This is a genomic window from Psychrobacillus sp. OK028, assembly GCF_900103605.1.
GTDB lineage: Bacteria > Bacillota > Bacilli > Bacillales_A > Planococcaceae > Psychrobacillus.
Genome location: NZ_FNHY01000005.1, coordinates 218,244 through 232,598, shown reverse-complemented (window position 1 = coordinate 232,598; position 14,355 = coordinate 218,244). Strand labels below are relative to the sequence as shown.

Annotated in this window: 14 protein-coding genes and 1 other annotated feature; of the genes, 8 read left to right on the top strand and 6 right to left on the bottom strand. The window is 36.8% G+C overall.

The window, feature by feature from the left end; translation table 11 throughout:
* Positions 1-3: 3 nt before the first annotated feature.
* The 3 genes from BLR36_RS10850 to BLR36_RS10840 all read right to left on the bottom strand — a co-directional run bounded on the left by BLR36_RS10850 (position 4) and on the right by BLR36_RS10840 (position 2,838).
* Positions 4-1,356 (bottom strand): sodium-dependent transporter, encoded by a 1,353-nt coding sequence (locus BLR36_RS10850; protein ID WP_093061760.1) that lies wholly within the window; start codon positions 1,354-1,356, stop codon positions 4-6.
* Between the two features lie 74 nt (positions 1,357-1,430).
* Positions 1,431-1,656: a binding site (T-box leader), on the bottom strand.
* Between the two features lie 89 nt (positions 1,657-1,745).
* Positions 1,746-2,261, bottom strand: a complete 516-nt coding sequence (locus BLR36_RS10845) for a methylated-DNA--[protein]-cysteine S-methyltransferase (protein WP_093061759.1) — start codon at positions 2,259-2,261, stop codon at positions 1,746-1,748.
* The gene (locus BLR36_RS10840) at positions 2,248-2,838 is read right to left on the bottom strand and encodes a bifunctional transcriptional activator/DNA repair enzyme AdaA (protein ID WP_093061758.1); all 591 of its coding nucleotides are present in this window, start codon (positions 2,836-2,838) and stop codon (positions 2,248-2,250) included. The genes BLR36_RS10845 and BLR36_RS10840 overlap by 14 nt, the downstream gene beginning before the upstream one ends.
* Before the next feature lie 176 nt (positions 2,839-3,014).
* Here BLR36_RS10840 and BLR36_RS10835 point away from each other — a divergent pair, with 176 nt between their 5' ends.
* The gene (locus tag BLR36_RS10835; protein ID WP_093061757.1) at positions 3,015-3,623 is read left to right on the top strand and encodes a LysE/ArgO family amino acid transporter; all 609 of its coding nucleotides are present in this window, start codon (positions 3,015-3,017) and stop codon (positions 3,621-3,623) included.
* A 513-nt stretch (positions 3,624-4,136) separates the two neighbouring features.
* Complete coding sequence (locus BLR36_RS10830; RefSeq protein WP_093061756.1) at positions 4,137-5,465, top strand: TrkH family potassium uptake protein; 1,329 nt, start codon at positions 4,137-4,139, stop codon at positions 5,463-5,465.
* 84 nt (positions 5,466-5,549) lie between these two features.
* Here the strand turns inward: BLR36_RS10830 and BLR36_RS10825 are convergent, their stop codons facing one another.
* Positions 5,550-6,734 carry an MFS transporter gene (locus BLR36_RS10825; RefSeq protein ID WP_093061755.1) on the bottom strand — a complete coding sequence of 395 codons (1,185 nt, stop codon included), beginning with the start codon at positions 6,732-6,734 and terminating at the stop codon, positions 5,550-5,552.
* A 130-nt stretch (positions 6,735-6,864) separates the two neighbouring features.
* Here BLR36_RS10825 and BLR36_RS10820 point away from each other — a divergent pair, with 130 nt between their 5' ends.
* Both BLR36_RS10820 and BLR36_RS10810 read left to right on the top strand, forming a co-directional pair.
* Complete coding sequence (locus BLR36_RS10820; RefSeq protein WP_093061754.1) at positions 6,865-7,320, top strand: GNAT family N-acetyltransferase; 456 nt, start codon at positions 6,865-6,867, stop codon at positions 7,318-7,320.
* A gap of 255 nt (positions 7,321-7,575) precedes the next feature.
* The gene (locus BLR36_RS10810) at positions 7,576-8,019 is read left to right on the top strand and encodes a GNAT family N-acetyltransferase (protein ID WP_093061752.1); all 444 of its coding nucleotides are present in this window, start codon (positions 7,576-7,578) and stop codon (positions 8,017-8,019) included.
* A 177-nt stretch (positions 8,020-8,196) separates the two neighbouring features.
* Here BLR36_RS10810 and BLR36_RS10805 read toward each other — a convergent pair whose 3' ends face one another.
* A complete protein-coding gene (locus BLR36_RS10805; protein WP_093061751.1) occupies positions 8,197-8,544 on the bottom strand; it encodes a winged helix-turn-helix transcriptional regulator in 348 nt (115 codons plus the stop codon).
* 144 nt (positions 8,545-8,688) lie between these two features.
* On the opposite strand from BLR36_RS10805, the gene BLR36_RS10800 reads away from it, so the two are divergent.
* Entirely contained in the window at positions 8,689-9,744 is a 1,056-nt protein-coding gene (locus BLR36_RS10800) for an LLM class flavin-dependent oxidoreductase (RefSeq protein WP_093061750.1), read from the top strand.
* Between the two features lie 178 nt (positions 9,745-9,922).
* Here the strand turns inward: BLR36_RS10800 and yeiL are convergent, their stop codons facing one another.
* Positions 9,923-10,588 (bottom strand): transcriptional regulator YeiL, encoded by a 666-nt coding sequence (yeiL, locus tag BLR36_RS10795; RefSeq protein ID WP_093061749.1) that lies wholly within the window; start codon positions 10,586-10,588, stop codon positions 9,923-9,925.
* Between the two features lie 99 nt (positions 10,589-10,687).
* On the opposite strand from yeiL, the gene BLR36_RS10790 reads away from it, so the two are divergent.
* From BLR36_RS10790 to BLR36_RS10780, 3 genes are all read left to right on the top strand, one after another.
* Complete coding sequence (locus tag BLR36_RS10790; RefSeq protein ID WP_093061820.1) at positions 10,688-11,839, top strand: MFS transporter; 1,152 nt, start codon at positions 10,688-10,690, stop codon at positions 11,837-11,839.
* A 121-nt stretch (positions 11,840-11,960) separates the two neighbouring features.
* Positions 11,961-12,593, top strand: coding sequence for an FMN-dependent NADH-azoreductase (locus BLR36_RS10785; protein WP_093061748.1), 633 nt, complete (start codon positions 11,961-11,963; stop codon positions 12,591-12,593).
* Positions 12,594-12,744: 151 nt separating this feature from the next.
* Complete coding sequence (locus tag BLR36_RS10780) at positions 12,745-14,352, top strand: thiamine pyrophosphate-binding protein (RefSeq protein WP_093061747.1); 1,608 nt, start codon at positions 12,745-12,747, stop codon at positions 14,350-14,352.
* Positions 14,353-14,355 lie beyond the last annotated feature (3 nt).

The window sequence follows — 14,355 nt, the reverse complement described above, 5'->3', positions numbered from 1 at the left end:
CATTTATATTATTTTATCAAGTATCCCAGTAGCATCAAGAAATACGATGATAATAACTAAAGGGATAACGTATTTCATGATAAAGAACCAAATATTAAAGGCAGTGGCACCAAAACGAGAATGCTGTAATAATTCCTCTCGTAAAGTACTTTTCTGTATCTTATGTGAGACAAAAATAGAAATTGAAAGTACCCCTAATGGCATTAAAATATTACTAACTAAATAATCGGCAGAATCAAACAAGCTTTTCGAGAAAATTAAAATGTCTGCAAAAATACTATAGGATAAAGCGGAAGGAATTCCTACTAAAAATATTAAAATCCCGATAATATAAGCGTATTTAGTTCGCTTCTCTACTTTACCTTTAACAATAGAAGCCACAATTATTTCTAACATGGAAAAAGCTGAAGTTAATGTAGCAAATAAAAATAATGCTAAAAAACCTATTAAGAATACTTCTCCAAAAACAATTTGATCAAATACAGCAGGCAATACAACAAATAGCAATCCAGGTCCTTCAGCTGGCTCTAAACCAAGTGAAAATACAGCTGGGAAAATTGCTAAACCTGCCAACAAAGCAATCAACAAATTCATGGAAACAATAGAAATAGCTGGTTGTATCAAGCTTTCTTTCTTAGAAAGATAGGAACTATAAGTAACCATGACTGATACGCCCACACTTAAAGAGAAAAAGGCTTGTCCCATTGCAAAGAGGACACTTTCAGATGTGATATTCGAGAAATCGGGTGCTAGAAAGAATTTTACCCCTTCCATAGCGTTGTCTAATGTTAGGGAGCGGATGATTAGAACGATAAATAGTCCAAACAAAGCGGGCATCAAAATTTTATTTACTTTTTCAATCCCATTTTGAATCCCTTTTGCTACCACTAAAACTGTAATAGCTAAAAATACAAATTGAGCAATAATAACCAAGAGAGGATTTCCAATAGTCATGTCAAAGACAGCCCCATAATCTGCGCCTTCACTAATTACTCCACCAAACAGTCCTTTTGCTAAATATATTAAAATCCAACCACCAATTACACTATAAAAAGACAATAGAAGAAAGCTGGTGAATACCCCTAATCTCCCAATCCAATGCCAATTAGTATTAGGAGCAAGACTACGATACGCACTAATTGCTTCTTTTTGCGTGCTTCTACCAATAACAAACTCAGCTAATAATAACGGAAAGCCCATAAACAATGAAAATAAGATAAACAGAAGAAAGAATGCCCCTCCTCCACTAATACCAGTAACATAAGGGAGCTTCCATATTGCACCTACTCCAATAGCTGACCCAGCTGCTGATAAGATAAAACCGATCTTTGATGACCATTGCTCTGTTTTTTGCATACTAACCAATCCAATCCATTTATATTATGTCTTCCATATGCGAAAGACAAAAAAGCCACGTCACTATCTTTTACGATAGGGACGTGGCTATTCACGCGGTACCACCCTAATTGGAAACAAATTGATGTTTCCCACTTGGTAAAAATAACGGTTTAATCCGTTTTATACTACATAAATAAAATGTAGTATATAAATAGCTCCAAGAATGAAATTCACCTAATCTTTGCATCAGTTTTCACCAACCACTGATTCTCTGCTAACAGGGAGACCGGCTTAATAAGTTCTTTTCGTCGCTCATTTTATAAAAATAATAATAAACGAAATTATAGTATGATTACATCTATTGGTCAACCTTTTATTTAAAAGTACATATTCTACCAAGAAAAGCTTTATAACTTTTCTAGCCCTAGCAGTTGTTCCTTCATTTCTAAACCACCCCTGTATCCAGTCATTTTTCCGCTTTTTGCAATGACACGATGACAAGGAATGGTGATTAAAACAGGATTTGCACCAATAGCAGTCCCGACGGCCCGAACCGCAGTTGGTTTTTGAATCTGTTCGGCAATATCCGTGTACGAAACCGTCTGACCATACGGGATTCCCTGCAACACTTTCCAGACAGCTTGTTGAAATGCTGTACCATGAAGGTCCATTGGCAATGTGAATTCTTTACGTCGTCCTTCCAAGTAATCGATCAGTTCTATTGCATAGGGTTTCAATACATACTCATCTTCCGAAAGTGCATAAGCAGGAAGTCGTTTCTTCACCCATATCGAAAGCTCTTCGAATGGCGCATGCTGTGAGCCAACATAACAAAGACCTTTTGTTGTTGCTGCAATATACATTGTCCATGGTCCGCGATTTAACAGCATCCAATACACAGTACTCTCCCTATTTTTCTCCATTTCTTTGGACCTCCATCATCGTTTTTTGATATTGTTTAGGCGTTTGGCCGACTCTATTTTTAAAAAATGTAATGAAATAGGCTGTATTAGGGAGTCCTACAGCAAAACCGACTTCTGCAATAGACTTCATATGTGTAGTAAGTTCTTTCATCGCATTCGAAATTCGCACTTGCTGAATGTATTCAGTAGGCGTCAATCCGATAATTCTCTTAAATGTTCGCTGTAAATGGTAGGGGCTCCCATGACATACGTCAGCTAATACTTCCAATGACAGTGATTCATGATAATTTGAGTTTATATATTCTTGTATTTGGACTATCCACTCTTCATCTGGCAAACGTATACCACCAGGCTTGCACCGTTTACAGGGTCGAAACCCTTCTGATAAAGCCTCTTCCACGTCTTTAAAGATACGAATGTTCTCTTTTTTAGGGTCCCTCGATTTGCAAGACGGCCGACAACAGATACCCGTTGATTTCACTGCGTAAATAAAAATATCGTCATACGAATGATCATTATGCGTAATTGCTTTCCATCGTTCATCAGTCAATTGCATGACTTCTTGATTGTCACTCATCGAAATCACCTCTTTTATGTGTAGTATACACGGATTTCTTCGTTAATAAGGGTTTCTTGGTATGTAAAAGCAAGATAACGAAATATTTATTTGAAGTGATATGAAATTCATTTATTTAATTGGACTTTTTCTTTATTTATATCATAGGTATGATAGAGAAGAAAGGAGCTGAAGAGATGGAACCCATTATTCATGGTGTCCTCTTGGCATTTGGGCTTATTCTGCCTTTAGGTGTACAAAATGTATTTGTCTTTACACAAGGAGTTACTCAACCAAACCTGCTTAAATCACTTCCTGCTGTGGTAACCGCAGCAATTTGTGACACAGTATTAATCGTACTCGCTATTTTAGGATTATCATTAATCGTTTTGCAACTTGAATGGCTGAGGATTGTTTTGTTAGTTGCAGGAATTCTATTCCTTTTATATATGGGAAAAGTGATTTGGTCTTCGAAAGCAATGAACCTATCAGGAAAAGAAGCATTACCTTTGAAGAAGCAAATTGTTTTTGCACTTTCCGTGTCCTTCCTTAATCCACATGCATTATTAGATACAATCGGTGTAATTGGGACAAGTGCTGTAAAGTATAGTGGTCAACAATTACTTTTCTTTACCATTGCTTGTGTCTTTATTTCTTGGATTTGGTTTTTCGGCTTAGCAATTTTAGGTGCAACATTGAAAAAGATAAACATACCTAGTCAACTATTCATTTTGTTTAATAAATGTTCGGCAATCTTTATTTGGGGAACAGCTATTTACTTACTAATCGGGCTGTTTTCAACATAATATATACTGAAAGTATTCAATTTTACTCGTTGGATGTGAAAAAATGATTGTGACATGTCCACCTTGTGGAAAGAACAAAAAATCAGCGAGATGTATCTGCTGTGCTCATGTTAAAACTCACTAAAGGTATAGTTCATTTGCTTGAATAAATTCCACTGTCTAAAGAACTGTAAAATATTTCTTTACAAGACCAAGACTTCGGAGTATTATTACTTTCAATTTCATATTTGTATATCGCTTAATCCATTTGGAAAGGGTTAATCATTAGTGGCTACTATGCTGCACAGGGAGAATCCTACTATTAGGCGGCTACTCTTTTACCCTAGTCCGACAGCTAACTCCGTAAGGATTATGAGAGTGAAATTGGAGCTAGAGAGAATGGCTTAATACCCACTAGGCTATTACTTATGCCTTACGGGCATTTTGTTGTTACATTCCAAATAGTAATTTATCTGATTTTCAGCTTCTCTAAAGAAATAGGGTTTCTTAAATTTGGTTCTAGGAAGTGTTCATATGCAAAGTATTAAAAAGAAAAGAAGAACTATATCGCCACCTGTTATTATTGCTGGGAGTTTTTTGTTTTTAATATTTGTTGGAACCCTTTTGTTAAAATTGCCTATGGCCACTACTTCCCACATATCTTGGATTGATGCATTGTTCGTTGTTACGTCAGCAACTACCGTGACGGGACTTAGTGTTTTTGACCCTGGTACGACATTAACTGTATTCGGAGAATTTGTGCTAATGGTTCTTATTCAATGTGGTGGTATTGGTTTAATGACTTTTGCAGTAGCTATACTCATACTTTTAAAAAAGAAAATAGGTCTACAAAATCGTATTTATATACAAGAATCATTCAATCAAAATTCTATAGGCGGAATCATAAAACTAGTGAAGTTGATTTTAACATTTGTTCTATCAGTACAACTTTTTGCAACAGTAATTTTAACCATACACTGGATACCAACTTTTGGTTTTAAGGAAGCTTTATATTTAAGTGTCTTTCATGTAATTTCTGCATTTAATAACGCTGGGTTTGCCTTGTTCCCTGATAACCTGATTGGCTTTGCAAATGATCCTATTGTGAACATCGTTTTATCATTATTATTTATAATTGGGGGAATTGGATTTACTGTAGTAGTCGATATTCAACAGAAAAAGTCATTTAAGCAATGGTCGCTTCACACGAAAATGATGATTGTTGGGACGATAATTATTAATGTTATTGCCATCGTCTTGGTTTTCGTGCTGGAATATAACAATCCAGCAACAATTGGCTCTATGCCATTACAAGAAAAATTAATGGTGTCCTACTTCCAAGGTGTGACACCTCGTACTGCAGGGTTTAATACATTAAATTATGGTGACATGGAGGATCCCACTATTCTTGTCACGATGGGTTTAATGTTTATAGGAGCAGGCAGTGCGTCGACGGCATCAGGGATTAAGCTAACTACGTTTATGGTTATAGTTTTGGCTACAGTTTCATTTTTACATAAACGTAGTGAACCAGAATTATTTGGAAGAACTATCCGCATGGAGACAGTAATACGCTCTTTAGCAATATCTACTATTGGTTTATTCATCATCTTTCTCTTTCTCTTCCTATTAACTATTACAGAGAAGATACCTTTTTTACCTCTAGCATTCGAAGTTGTATCGGCTTTTGGAACTGTTGGATTATCAATGGGAATCACATCGCAAATTAGTGATATAGGTGAAGTGCTTTTATGTATAGTAATGTTTATCGGACGAATTGGTCCTTTAACTTTGTTTTTCATTCTTATGAAGCCGAAAAATGTACATTATCGATACCCTTATGATCAAGTATTTACAGGATAGTTTCAATATAAAGTAATTTTAAGAAATACCTGAAAAGAGTCTTCTACTTTAAAAATAGTATGAAGGCTCTTTTTGGTGGATAAATTATTTTATCTCTTCTTTATTTTTCAACAAGGCATAACCTGCTAAAGAGGTTGAGCAGATGATAGCTCCGATGATTAAGTACATAGTTCGAATAGCTAAAATTTGCACAGCGATAGTGGCAAATAGAATACCGAGTGGGAGCATAAGTCGCATGATTAATAAACGAACTGATGTAACTTTTCCCATGAGTTTATTTGGAATCCGTTGTTGAATTAATGTGATGTTATAAATATTGAAAATAGCAATAACGATACCTGCGATTGCCTCCGTAACTAAGGCTAAAGAATACCATGGAGTAAACGCTAAGGATAAATAAGTACAACCACCGATAAAAAGGGCGGTAAATAACACACCAAGCCCATTCAACTGCTTCAGTTTAGAGCTAAGTAAAGCCCCAATAGTATAGCCAACCGGGAAACCTGCCATAAAGAATCCATACGCAATAGTGGGTTGTTCTAAAATCGTTGTAATATAAGGGAGTGTTGTCACAATCGTTACCCCAACCCCGAATTGAACAAAGCCGAAGAAAACACCTAACCAAACAATTAGTGGCTGCTCAAAATATGAATTCAATCCATCTTTAAATTCCTCAATCCAAGTTTTACGTATTTCTTGTTCTAGAGGACGTTCGTTTATTTGCAATAAATTATATGTACTTAACAAAAACGCTATCGAGATAATAATTAATAACCAGTCTACTTCTATAAAGTCTGCTAACACACCTGCGCTGATTGGTCCCATTACTGCCATCACTTGACGAATGCTTTCAAGCGATGCATTTGCTTTTCCTAGAAATTCTTTTTCGACAATCGTCGGTAAAATGGATTGATTGGCAGGCGTGAATATAGGCATGATCAATCCGTCAATAACCTGAACCATATAAATGAGTGATACAGAGAACCAATCGGAGAATAGGGTAATAGCTAACAGCATTGCAAGAATAGCTCGTATTAATTGGCACCAAATCATCGTATACTTACGACTCCACCGATCAATATATGGTCCTATAAATAGCTGCATAAAGAAAGATGGTATGTAATAAATCAACCACACTAATCCTAGTGCAGTAGCAGAGCCGGTATGTTCATAGATGAGTATAGAATTGCAAAAGGTAAAAAACGCACCACCAAGTTCAGACGTGGCACTACTTAACCAGATAGATCGAAAGCTTTTGTTTAACTTCATATAGTCACATCCTTTAACTCTTTCTATCTTCTACAAGCTTTATCTTTTTCCCTTTCTGCTTTAATTAAAAAGGGAATATCTACCTTAATGAAGTATATATACTATTAAGTATAAAGAGGGGGAGTTAAATATGTATCATTATTTTAAAGGGCTTGTAATTAGGGAAGGAACAAAGGGGATTCCTGCTGAATATGTAGAGGTACTCTTTAAAGATGCTGGATGGAGTAAGCATATGCCAGATTGGCAGAAAGAAAAATTTACGCTAATATTTGAAAATTCCACTTGGGCATATACTGTTTGGGACGGCGAAAAAATGATTGGGATGGTTAGGGTCATTTCCGATCAAATAATGGCAGCAAATATAATGGATTTAGTAGTGCATTCGGATTATCGTGGAAAGGGTATTGGCCAAAAGCTTGTAGAATTATGTGTGCAAAAGCTTCCACACGGAGATTGGTTCGCCCATACATCGGCTAATAATTTTAGCTTTTATGAGAACTGCGGTTTTGAGGTAAAGGATTTATTCCAGCATGGAACTTGTACTTATTATGGGTATATACAGGCGAGAAAAGATGGACATAGATAGTAGAAGATTTTTTATGGAGAGAAGTGATATTAAGTGAGTGAGCGATGGGAAAAAAAGAAGGAAATTAGGAAAAACAAACGCAAAGACAATGCTCCATACACATTTGGTGATTTTGTTTTTGAAGTTTTCTTTTGGATACCCGAACTACTTCTCCTTCCTTTCCGAATGCTTTTCTGGTTAGTTAGAGGTGTAGGAAGAGTTATCGGGAATCTGTTTGATGGTATATAATAGGTGTTAATGTAAGGAGTGATGTGTATGTGGAATTATATAGCATTTGAAGAGTTAAGTGCATTGGAATTACAACGTATTTATAAAGCAAGAGTGGAAGTTTTTGTAGTGGAGCAGAATTGCCCTTATCCAGAAGTAGACGACGTGGACCTTATTAGCACGCATATTTTTAAGGAAGAAAATAATGAACTAAGTGCATACATGCGTGTGTTTCCAAAAGAAGATACTATTCATATTGGTAGGGTCTTAGTAGCCCAAAATAATCGTAATTCTGGCTTAGGTAGGGAGCTTGTAGCTAGGGGAATAGAATATATCGAAACTATTTATCCTGGAATGCCTATCTTCGCACAGGCTCAAGCTCACTTAGAGGATTTTTATGGATCCTTTGGTTTTGAAACGGTTTCAGAAGTATATTTGGAGGACGAAATTCCGCATATTGATATGGTTATTCCAGCTAGAGAAATAGAATAGAATTCTACATAAGTAAAACGGCTCCTTTCTGATTAGGTGCCGTTTTTTTTAGAGAAACATCGAATCGCAAGTTCCAGGTCGAGAATCGCAAAATCACTGCAACAAATCGCAAGTTCACAACGGAGAATCGCAACACCATGTCCACAAATCGCAAGTTCGAGCTCACAAATTCGCAAGTCAACATGTTTGTTGCTGTGCTTTTTTTGTTTTATGAAGCGTATGTGCAGTTCCCCATTCATGCATGGCTACCAAAATGGGTTCTAAGCTTTTTCCATACTCACTAATGGAATATTCCACTTTTGGCGGGACTTGAGCGTAGACATTACGTAAAATAATATCCTCTTCCTCTAACTCTCTAAGCTGTTTTGTTAGCATTTTTTGTGTTATACCAGGTACACTACGTTTTAAATCACTGAATCTTTTTGTACCTTCCTGTAAAAGGATTAATAAAATAATCGGTTTCCATTTTCCTACTAGAATACCTAAAGCATCTTCAACCTTGCACAGCTCTGGTTGCATATCCATTGTGAAGCCTCCTCTTAATAGTATCATTATGTATACTATACCACTTTTTTGTGCGTACTTACCGAAAGTGAATTTCAATACTATACTACTATATGAGTAGTAATAATTTTAGGGAGAATTTCTATAATTAGAAGGGTGAGGTAAATGGAAAAATATCGTATTGATCAAAGCAAAGGATTGGAATTTGGATTATATACATTAGGGGATCATATGCCGAATCCGCACACAGGAGAACGTATTTCTGCAGCGCAGCGACTAAATGAAATTATAGAACTAGCAAAATTAGCAGAGCAGGCAGGAATCGATTTTTTCAGTGTTGGAGAAAGTCATCAGGAATATTTTGCAACACAAGCTCACACAGTTGTTTTAGCGGCAATTGCACAAGCGACTAATACGATAAAAATTGCGAGTTCATCTTCGATTATAAGTACGTCAGATCCAGTACGTGTTTATGAAGACTTTGCAACAATAGATTTGCTGTCTAAGGGACGTGCAGAAATTGTAGCTGGACGTGCATCTAGAATAGGTCTATTTGAATTATTAGGCTATGATGTTCGATATTATGAGGAGTTATTCGAAGAAAAGTTCGAATTATTATTGAAGATTAATCAAGAAAACGTCGTAAACTGGAGCGGACAATTCCGAGCATCTTTAAAAGATGCAATTGTCATACCACGTCCACAAGAAGGCTCGTTACCTATTTGGCGTGCAGTCGGTGGGCATCCTGCAAGTGCGATTAAGGCAGGACATGCTGGTGTACCGATGTTCTTAGCTACTCTAGGAGGAGCTGCTACAACCTTCAAGATTTCCATAGATGCATATCGGGAAGCTGCTAAAAGTAGTGGCTATAATCCGGCTGAGCTTCCAGTTGCTACCGCTGGTTTCTTCTATGCAGCAGAAACGACACAACAGGCACAAAACGAATACTATCCTTATATTAATGAAGGCATGAAATTATCGAATGGCAGTGGTTATCCAAAAGATGCATTTGCTTTAGGAGCAGACCCGCATAATGTCATGAATATCGGAAGCCCACAACAAATCATAGAAAAAATTCTTTACCAGCATGAAGTATTTGGCCATCAACGATATATCGGACAGATGGATTTTGGTGGAGTACCATTTGAAAAACTGATGAAGAATATTGAACTCATTGGAAATGAAATTCTACCAGCTATTAAAAAATATACAGCTAAATAGTGTATGTGTGTGCTGAATAGCAAAAATGCTTGTGTTAAAATGAAATTCACTTTAAGAAGTAAGGTATTATTTAAAGTTGAACAGTTGTTGCTAAAGAGGACAACTAGATTAATTAGATAATGAAAATAGCCACCTTGAAATGACTAGACAGTCGTTTTAAGGTGGTTTTTAGTTTATGTTATTTAATTTCGTCCGCTAATGCCTGAAGCTTTTTCTTATCTATTACTTTGTAGCCCGTTTTTATCTTCTCTATTATTCCTGCTTCGGATAATTGGGAGAAGGTATGAAGTAAATGGCGATAAGAGACGCCAAAGTACTCGCTAATTTCAGTATGCTTTTCCTTGTATATACTTTGATGAGAGGACAAAAGTATAAATTCTGCCAGTTTATTTTCCAGTGGATACGCTTGATGTTTTGTGTATTTGGTAGAATGAGCAGTTGATTTATTACTCAAAAATATACATAAATATTTTAGGAAGTGTGCATCGGCTAGTAATTTTTCTTTGCATTTTTCTATTGAAATTCCTAAACAAATGCATTTTGAGCTAGTTTGAATACTTTTTGAATATTTTTCTTCATTTAAAAGCTCTATTTCTCCCATAAATATTGGTGGAGTTAAAAAGTTAATCAGCGAAACTTTTCCGTTTTTATGGGTTACATAGAGTTTTGCCTTACCTTCCACCATATAAAAGAGATACTCAGGTTCCGTCCCCTCTTGAATGATAAAATCTCCTTTATCAAATTGGAAAACCTGTATAAATGGAGAAATGTCAAAAGAAAAAAGTGACTGTATTGTATATGCTTCTAAGTAATATGCTTTTTCTAAACCCTTTAGCAAGTTCATTTTATGTCATCCACTCCTCAAAAACATGAGATATCTCCTATTATTATAATTAGACTAATGTTATTATTCAAACTAGCGAACGGAGGTTTTTGTAAGATGATAAACAATCAACGCTGGCTTTCACAGAGCTTTTTCGTGTTCTTTTTTACATGGGGAATCTTCTTACCATACTGGACTGGCTGGTTAGTACAAGCGAAGAATTTAACTGTAGCTGATGCAAGTATGATTATGGCTTTTGGCTTAGTTGCGCGTGCTGTGGCTACAATGTTCGTATTTCCTTTCATGTCTAAATTTATGAGTAACAAAAAAATAATAATTACCTTTACTATTTTGTCCTTAATTGCAGCTGTAATCTATATACCGGCAACTTCTAAAATGTCACTACTCCTGATCACTCTACTATTTAGTTTAGTGTATCCGACTTTGATGCCAGCCATTGAAAGTGGGGCATCTTCACTTGTCCAACAAGGTAAGGTGCATTATGGTAGAAGTCGTTCCTATGGATCAGGTGGATTTGTCATTGCCGTTCTTATTATTAGTATGTTAACAGGAGTTTGGGGAGAGCAAGCTATTCTTTGGAGCATGATTGTAGGATTGCTATTCTTATTGATCAAGCAATTCATGCCTACCCCAGTAACTTTGCTTACGAAGCCCTCTAAAGAAGACAGAAAGCAAAAACTTTCGATGAAGGGTTTATGGCAAGTAAAGACATTTCCTGTCGTATTAATGATTGTTTTTTTACTGCAGGGGGCTCATGCAGCTTATTATAATTATGGATATATCTATTTACAGGAGTTAGGTGTTAATCCTTTCTATATCGGGATGATTATTAATATAGCAGTCATTTTTGAGATTTTGTACTTTATGAAGGCAGATACCTTTTTATCTAAATGGCGTCCTTCCTCCTTATTTTTATTGGCAGCGGTTGGATCTACACTCCGCTGGGTAATGATTTTTATATTCCCTAATGTGGCGATGTTCATCATTTCTCAAGCACTACATGCTCTATCGTTTGGAGTTGCTCATATCGCTTTTATCCGGTATTTAACAAGGTCTTTACCAAAAGAACAAATAGCTAATGCACAGGGGCTGTATTCGGGATTGGCTTTGAGCTTAAGCACCGCCATTTTAACTTTTGGTGGAGGCTATCTATACGAAATTCAGCCGGGGCTAGCGTTTCTCGGTATGATTGTTTGTACAATTCCAGCAATTATTCTAATAATCATGACACGGAAGACCTTGAAATACTAACTTGTGAAAAGTTTGTGACGTGAAGTTAAAAACCATTCATTTCAAATTCAAAATAATTGAATGTAGTGTAATGTATCTGTTAATATAACCAATGTAATAAAACATTGGAGGAATAATTAAAATGAATATATTAGTAGTTAAAGCAAACAACCGCCCTTCTGCAGAAGGTATTTCTAGCAGAATGTACGATACATTTATGGAAAACTTAGAAGGAGCAAACGTAACAACTTATGATGTGTTTGCAGAAGATATGCCTTTTATCGGACAAGACCTTTTTAATGCATTCGGTAAATTATCAGACGGATTAGAGTTAACAGAATTAGAAGCTCGTTTAATCGCAGCTAAACAAAAAGCAATGGACGCAATCACTGCTGCTGATGTAGTAGTATTTGCATTCCCATTATGGAACTTAACAATTCCAGCACCATTACAAGTGTTTATCGATTATATTTACCAAGCTGGCTTCTCGTTTAAATATGACGAAAATGGTCAAGCAGTACAATTATTGACTGACAAAAAAGCAGTCATCTTAAATGCTCGTGGTGGCATCTACTCTTCACCAGAAGCTGCACCAATGGAAATGGCAGTTAACTACATGAAAAATGTATTAGGTGGCGTTTTCGGTATGCAAATTGTGGATGAAGTTGTAATCGAAGGACATGCTGCAGCACCAGCTCAAGCAGAAGCAATCGTTGCAGAAGGCTTAGAAAAAGTAAAAGCAGCCGCTACAAAGCTTTCAAAACAATTAGTATAAAAATTATTAATAGGCGTTCATGGAGTCTTTTTAAAGACTTTATGAATGCTTTTTTCAATTTAGAAACCTCCTTCTATATTTAAAAAGTTTATATCACAAGTATTAAGGGCACCTTTTAAATATCTGGGAATATAAAAGGAGAGGTTACTAAATGGGAAAAACAGTGTCTGAAGTGTTATTGGATCAGTTATCTTATTATGGGGTGAAGCGCATTTATGGCGTCACAGGTGATACAATCATTGGACTATTGGATGCACTAGCTAAACAGGATGAGATTAAATTCGTCGCTGTGAAGCATGAATCAGTAGCGGCCTTTATGGCTTCTGCAGAGGCTAAGCTGACAGGGAAGCTTGCTGTTTGTACGTCTACTATGGGACCCGGAGCCACAAACCTTCTCAATGGATTAGGGGATGCCTATGCGGATAAGGCACCAGTACTAGCTATCACAGGACAAGCCCCATCGGATAAAATAGGAACCGATTTCCAACAATATGTAGATCAGCAAGAGTTGTTCAAACCATTTGCTACGTACTCAGCAAATTTAGCAAGTGAAGATGCAATTGTAGAGTTACTACAAAAAGCTACTCAAATTTCCTTACAGCAACGAGCAGTTACACATATATCAATTCCAAAAGATTTGTTTGAAAAAGAAACCCAGGTAAAGGCTCGACCACTTCCTAGAGTAATCGAGGGAGCAGAGACATTCCAAAGTGCTGATTTGACAGAAGTTGCAGCTGTGATGAAAACAGCAAAGTACCCAATGATTTTAGTTGGTGCTGGAGCCAAGAAAGCTACAGAGGCAATAGAAAGCTTATCTAATATATGGGGAGCAGGCATTATTACAAGCTTCGGTGGGAAAGGGCTTTTTGAGGAGGCAACTCCATATCTTCTCCAAGGTATTGGTGAAGGGGGAAATCCTCATGCCGCAGAAGTTTTTAAAGAGGCGGATGTTGTACTTCTTGCCGGTGTATCTTGGTGGCCAGAAGGTTATGTTCCTGAGAAAGCTAGAATCATTCAAGTTGATACACATATAGAAAGTGCTACGAGTGGTATTCCTGTAGAAATAGCTATTAAAGGTAAAGCAGAGCAAGTTGTTCCACTTCTTCAGGAACCCATCACCGGATATGTGCCGAATACCGAATGGCTTAACCGTATAGAACAAGTGAAAACAAAATGGGCCAATGAGAACGAACAGGAAGGCAAAATGACCGATTATCCATGTCATCCTTCACGTATTGTTCGAGGAATTGAACAATCAGTTGCAGATGACGCCATCCTAACGATTGACACTGGAGATGTTACTGTTTGGATGAATCGTAATTTCCGTCAAAGTAAGCAAAGTCTCCTGTTTTCTGGATATTGGCGTTCAATGGGCTTCGGACTACCTGCAGCAATGGCAGCAAAAATGGAGAAACCAGAGAAGCAGGTAGTTGCTATTGTAGGCGATGGTGGACTCGAGATGGTGCTTGCGGATCTTTTGACAGCTACTCGATACAATTTAGATATTACGGTTATTGTTTTTAATAATGGTGCTTTACAGATGGAAAGCGATAAAATTCAAGCGGCAGGTTTAAAGGAAATAGGCACTAAACTAACGAATCCTGACTTTGTGAAGGTGGCGGAGGCATGTGGGTGGACGGCCTTTCGAGTTAATAATGAGGGTGAGCTAGAATTTGTCATTCAAAATGCAATTACGACGACAGGTCCGAGCTTTGTAGACATACCAACTGCTAAAGCCTTTTTTCCCGAAACAGAATAAAAA

Bases quoted from the DNA above. Each gene is read 5' to 3' on its own strand.
- BLR36_RS10850 (WP_093061760.1), bottom strand. From the start codon at position 1,356: ATGCAAAAAACAGAGCAATGGTCATCAAAGATCGGTTTTATCTTATCA.
- BLR36_RS10845 (WP_093061759.1), bottom strand. From the start codon at position 2,261: ATGGAGAAAAATAGGGAGAGTACTGTGTATTGGATGCTGTTAAATCGC.
- BLR36_RS10840 (WP_093061758.1), bottom strand. From the start codon at position 2,838: ATGAGTGACAATCAAGAAGTCATGCAATTGACTGATGAACGATGGAAA.
- BLR36_RS10835 (WP_093061757.1), top strand. From the start codon at position 3,015: ATGGAACCCATTATTCATGGTGTCCTCTTGGCATTTGGGCTTATTCTG.
- BLR36_RS10830 (WP_093061756.1), top strand. From the start codon at position 4,137: ATGCAAAGTATTAAAAAGAAAAGAAGAACTATATCGCCACCTGTTATT.
- BLR36_RS10825 (WP_093061755.1), bottom strand. From the start codon at position 6,734: ATGAAGTTAAACAAAAGCTTTCGATCTATCTGGTTAAGTAGTGCCACG.
- BLR36_RS10820 (WP_093061754.1), top strand. From the start codon at position 6,865: ATGTATCATTATTTTAAAGGGCTTGTAATTAGGGAAGGAACAAAGGGG.
- BLR36_RS10810 (WP_093061752.1), top strand. From the start codon at position 7,576: ATGTGGAATTATATAGCATTTGAAGAGTTAAGTGCATTGGAATTACAA.
- BLR36_RS10805 (WP_093061751.1), bottom strand. From the start codon at position 8,544: ATGGATATGCAACCAGAGCTGTGCAAGGTTGAAGATGCTTTAGGTATT.
- BLR36_RS10800 (WP_093061750.1), top strand. From the start codon at position 8,689: ATGGAAAAATATCGTATTGATCAAAGCAAAGGATTGGAATTTGGATTA.
- yeiL (WP_093061749.1), bottom strand. From the start codon at position 10,588: ATGAACTTGCTAAAGGGTTTAGAAAAAGCATATTACTTAGAAGCATAT.
- BLR36_RS10785 (WP_093061748.1), top strand. From the start codon at position 11,961: ATGAATATATTAGTAGTTAAAGCAAACAACCGCCCTTCTGCAGAAGGT.
- BLR36_RS10780 (WP_093061747.1), top strand. From the start codon at position 12,745: ATGGGAAAAACAGTGTCTGAAGTGTTATTGGATCAGTTATCTTATTAT.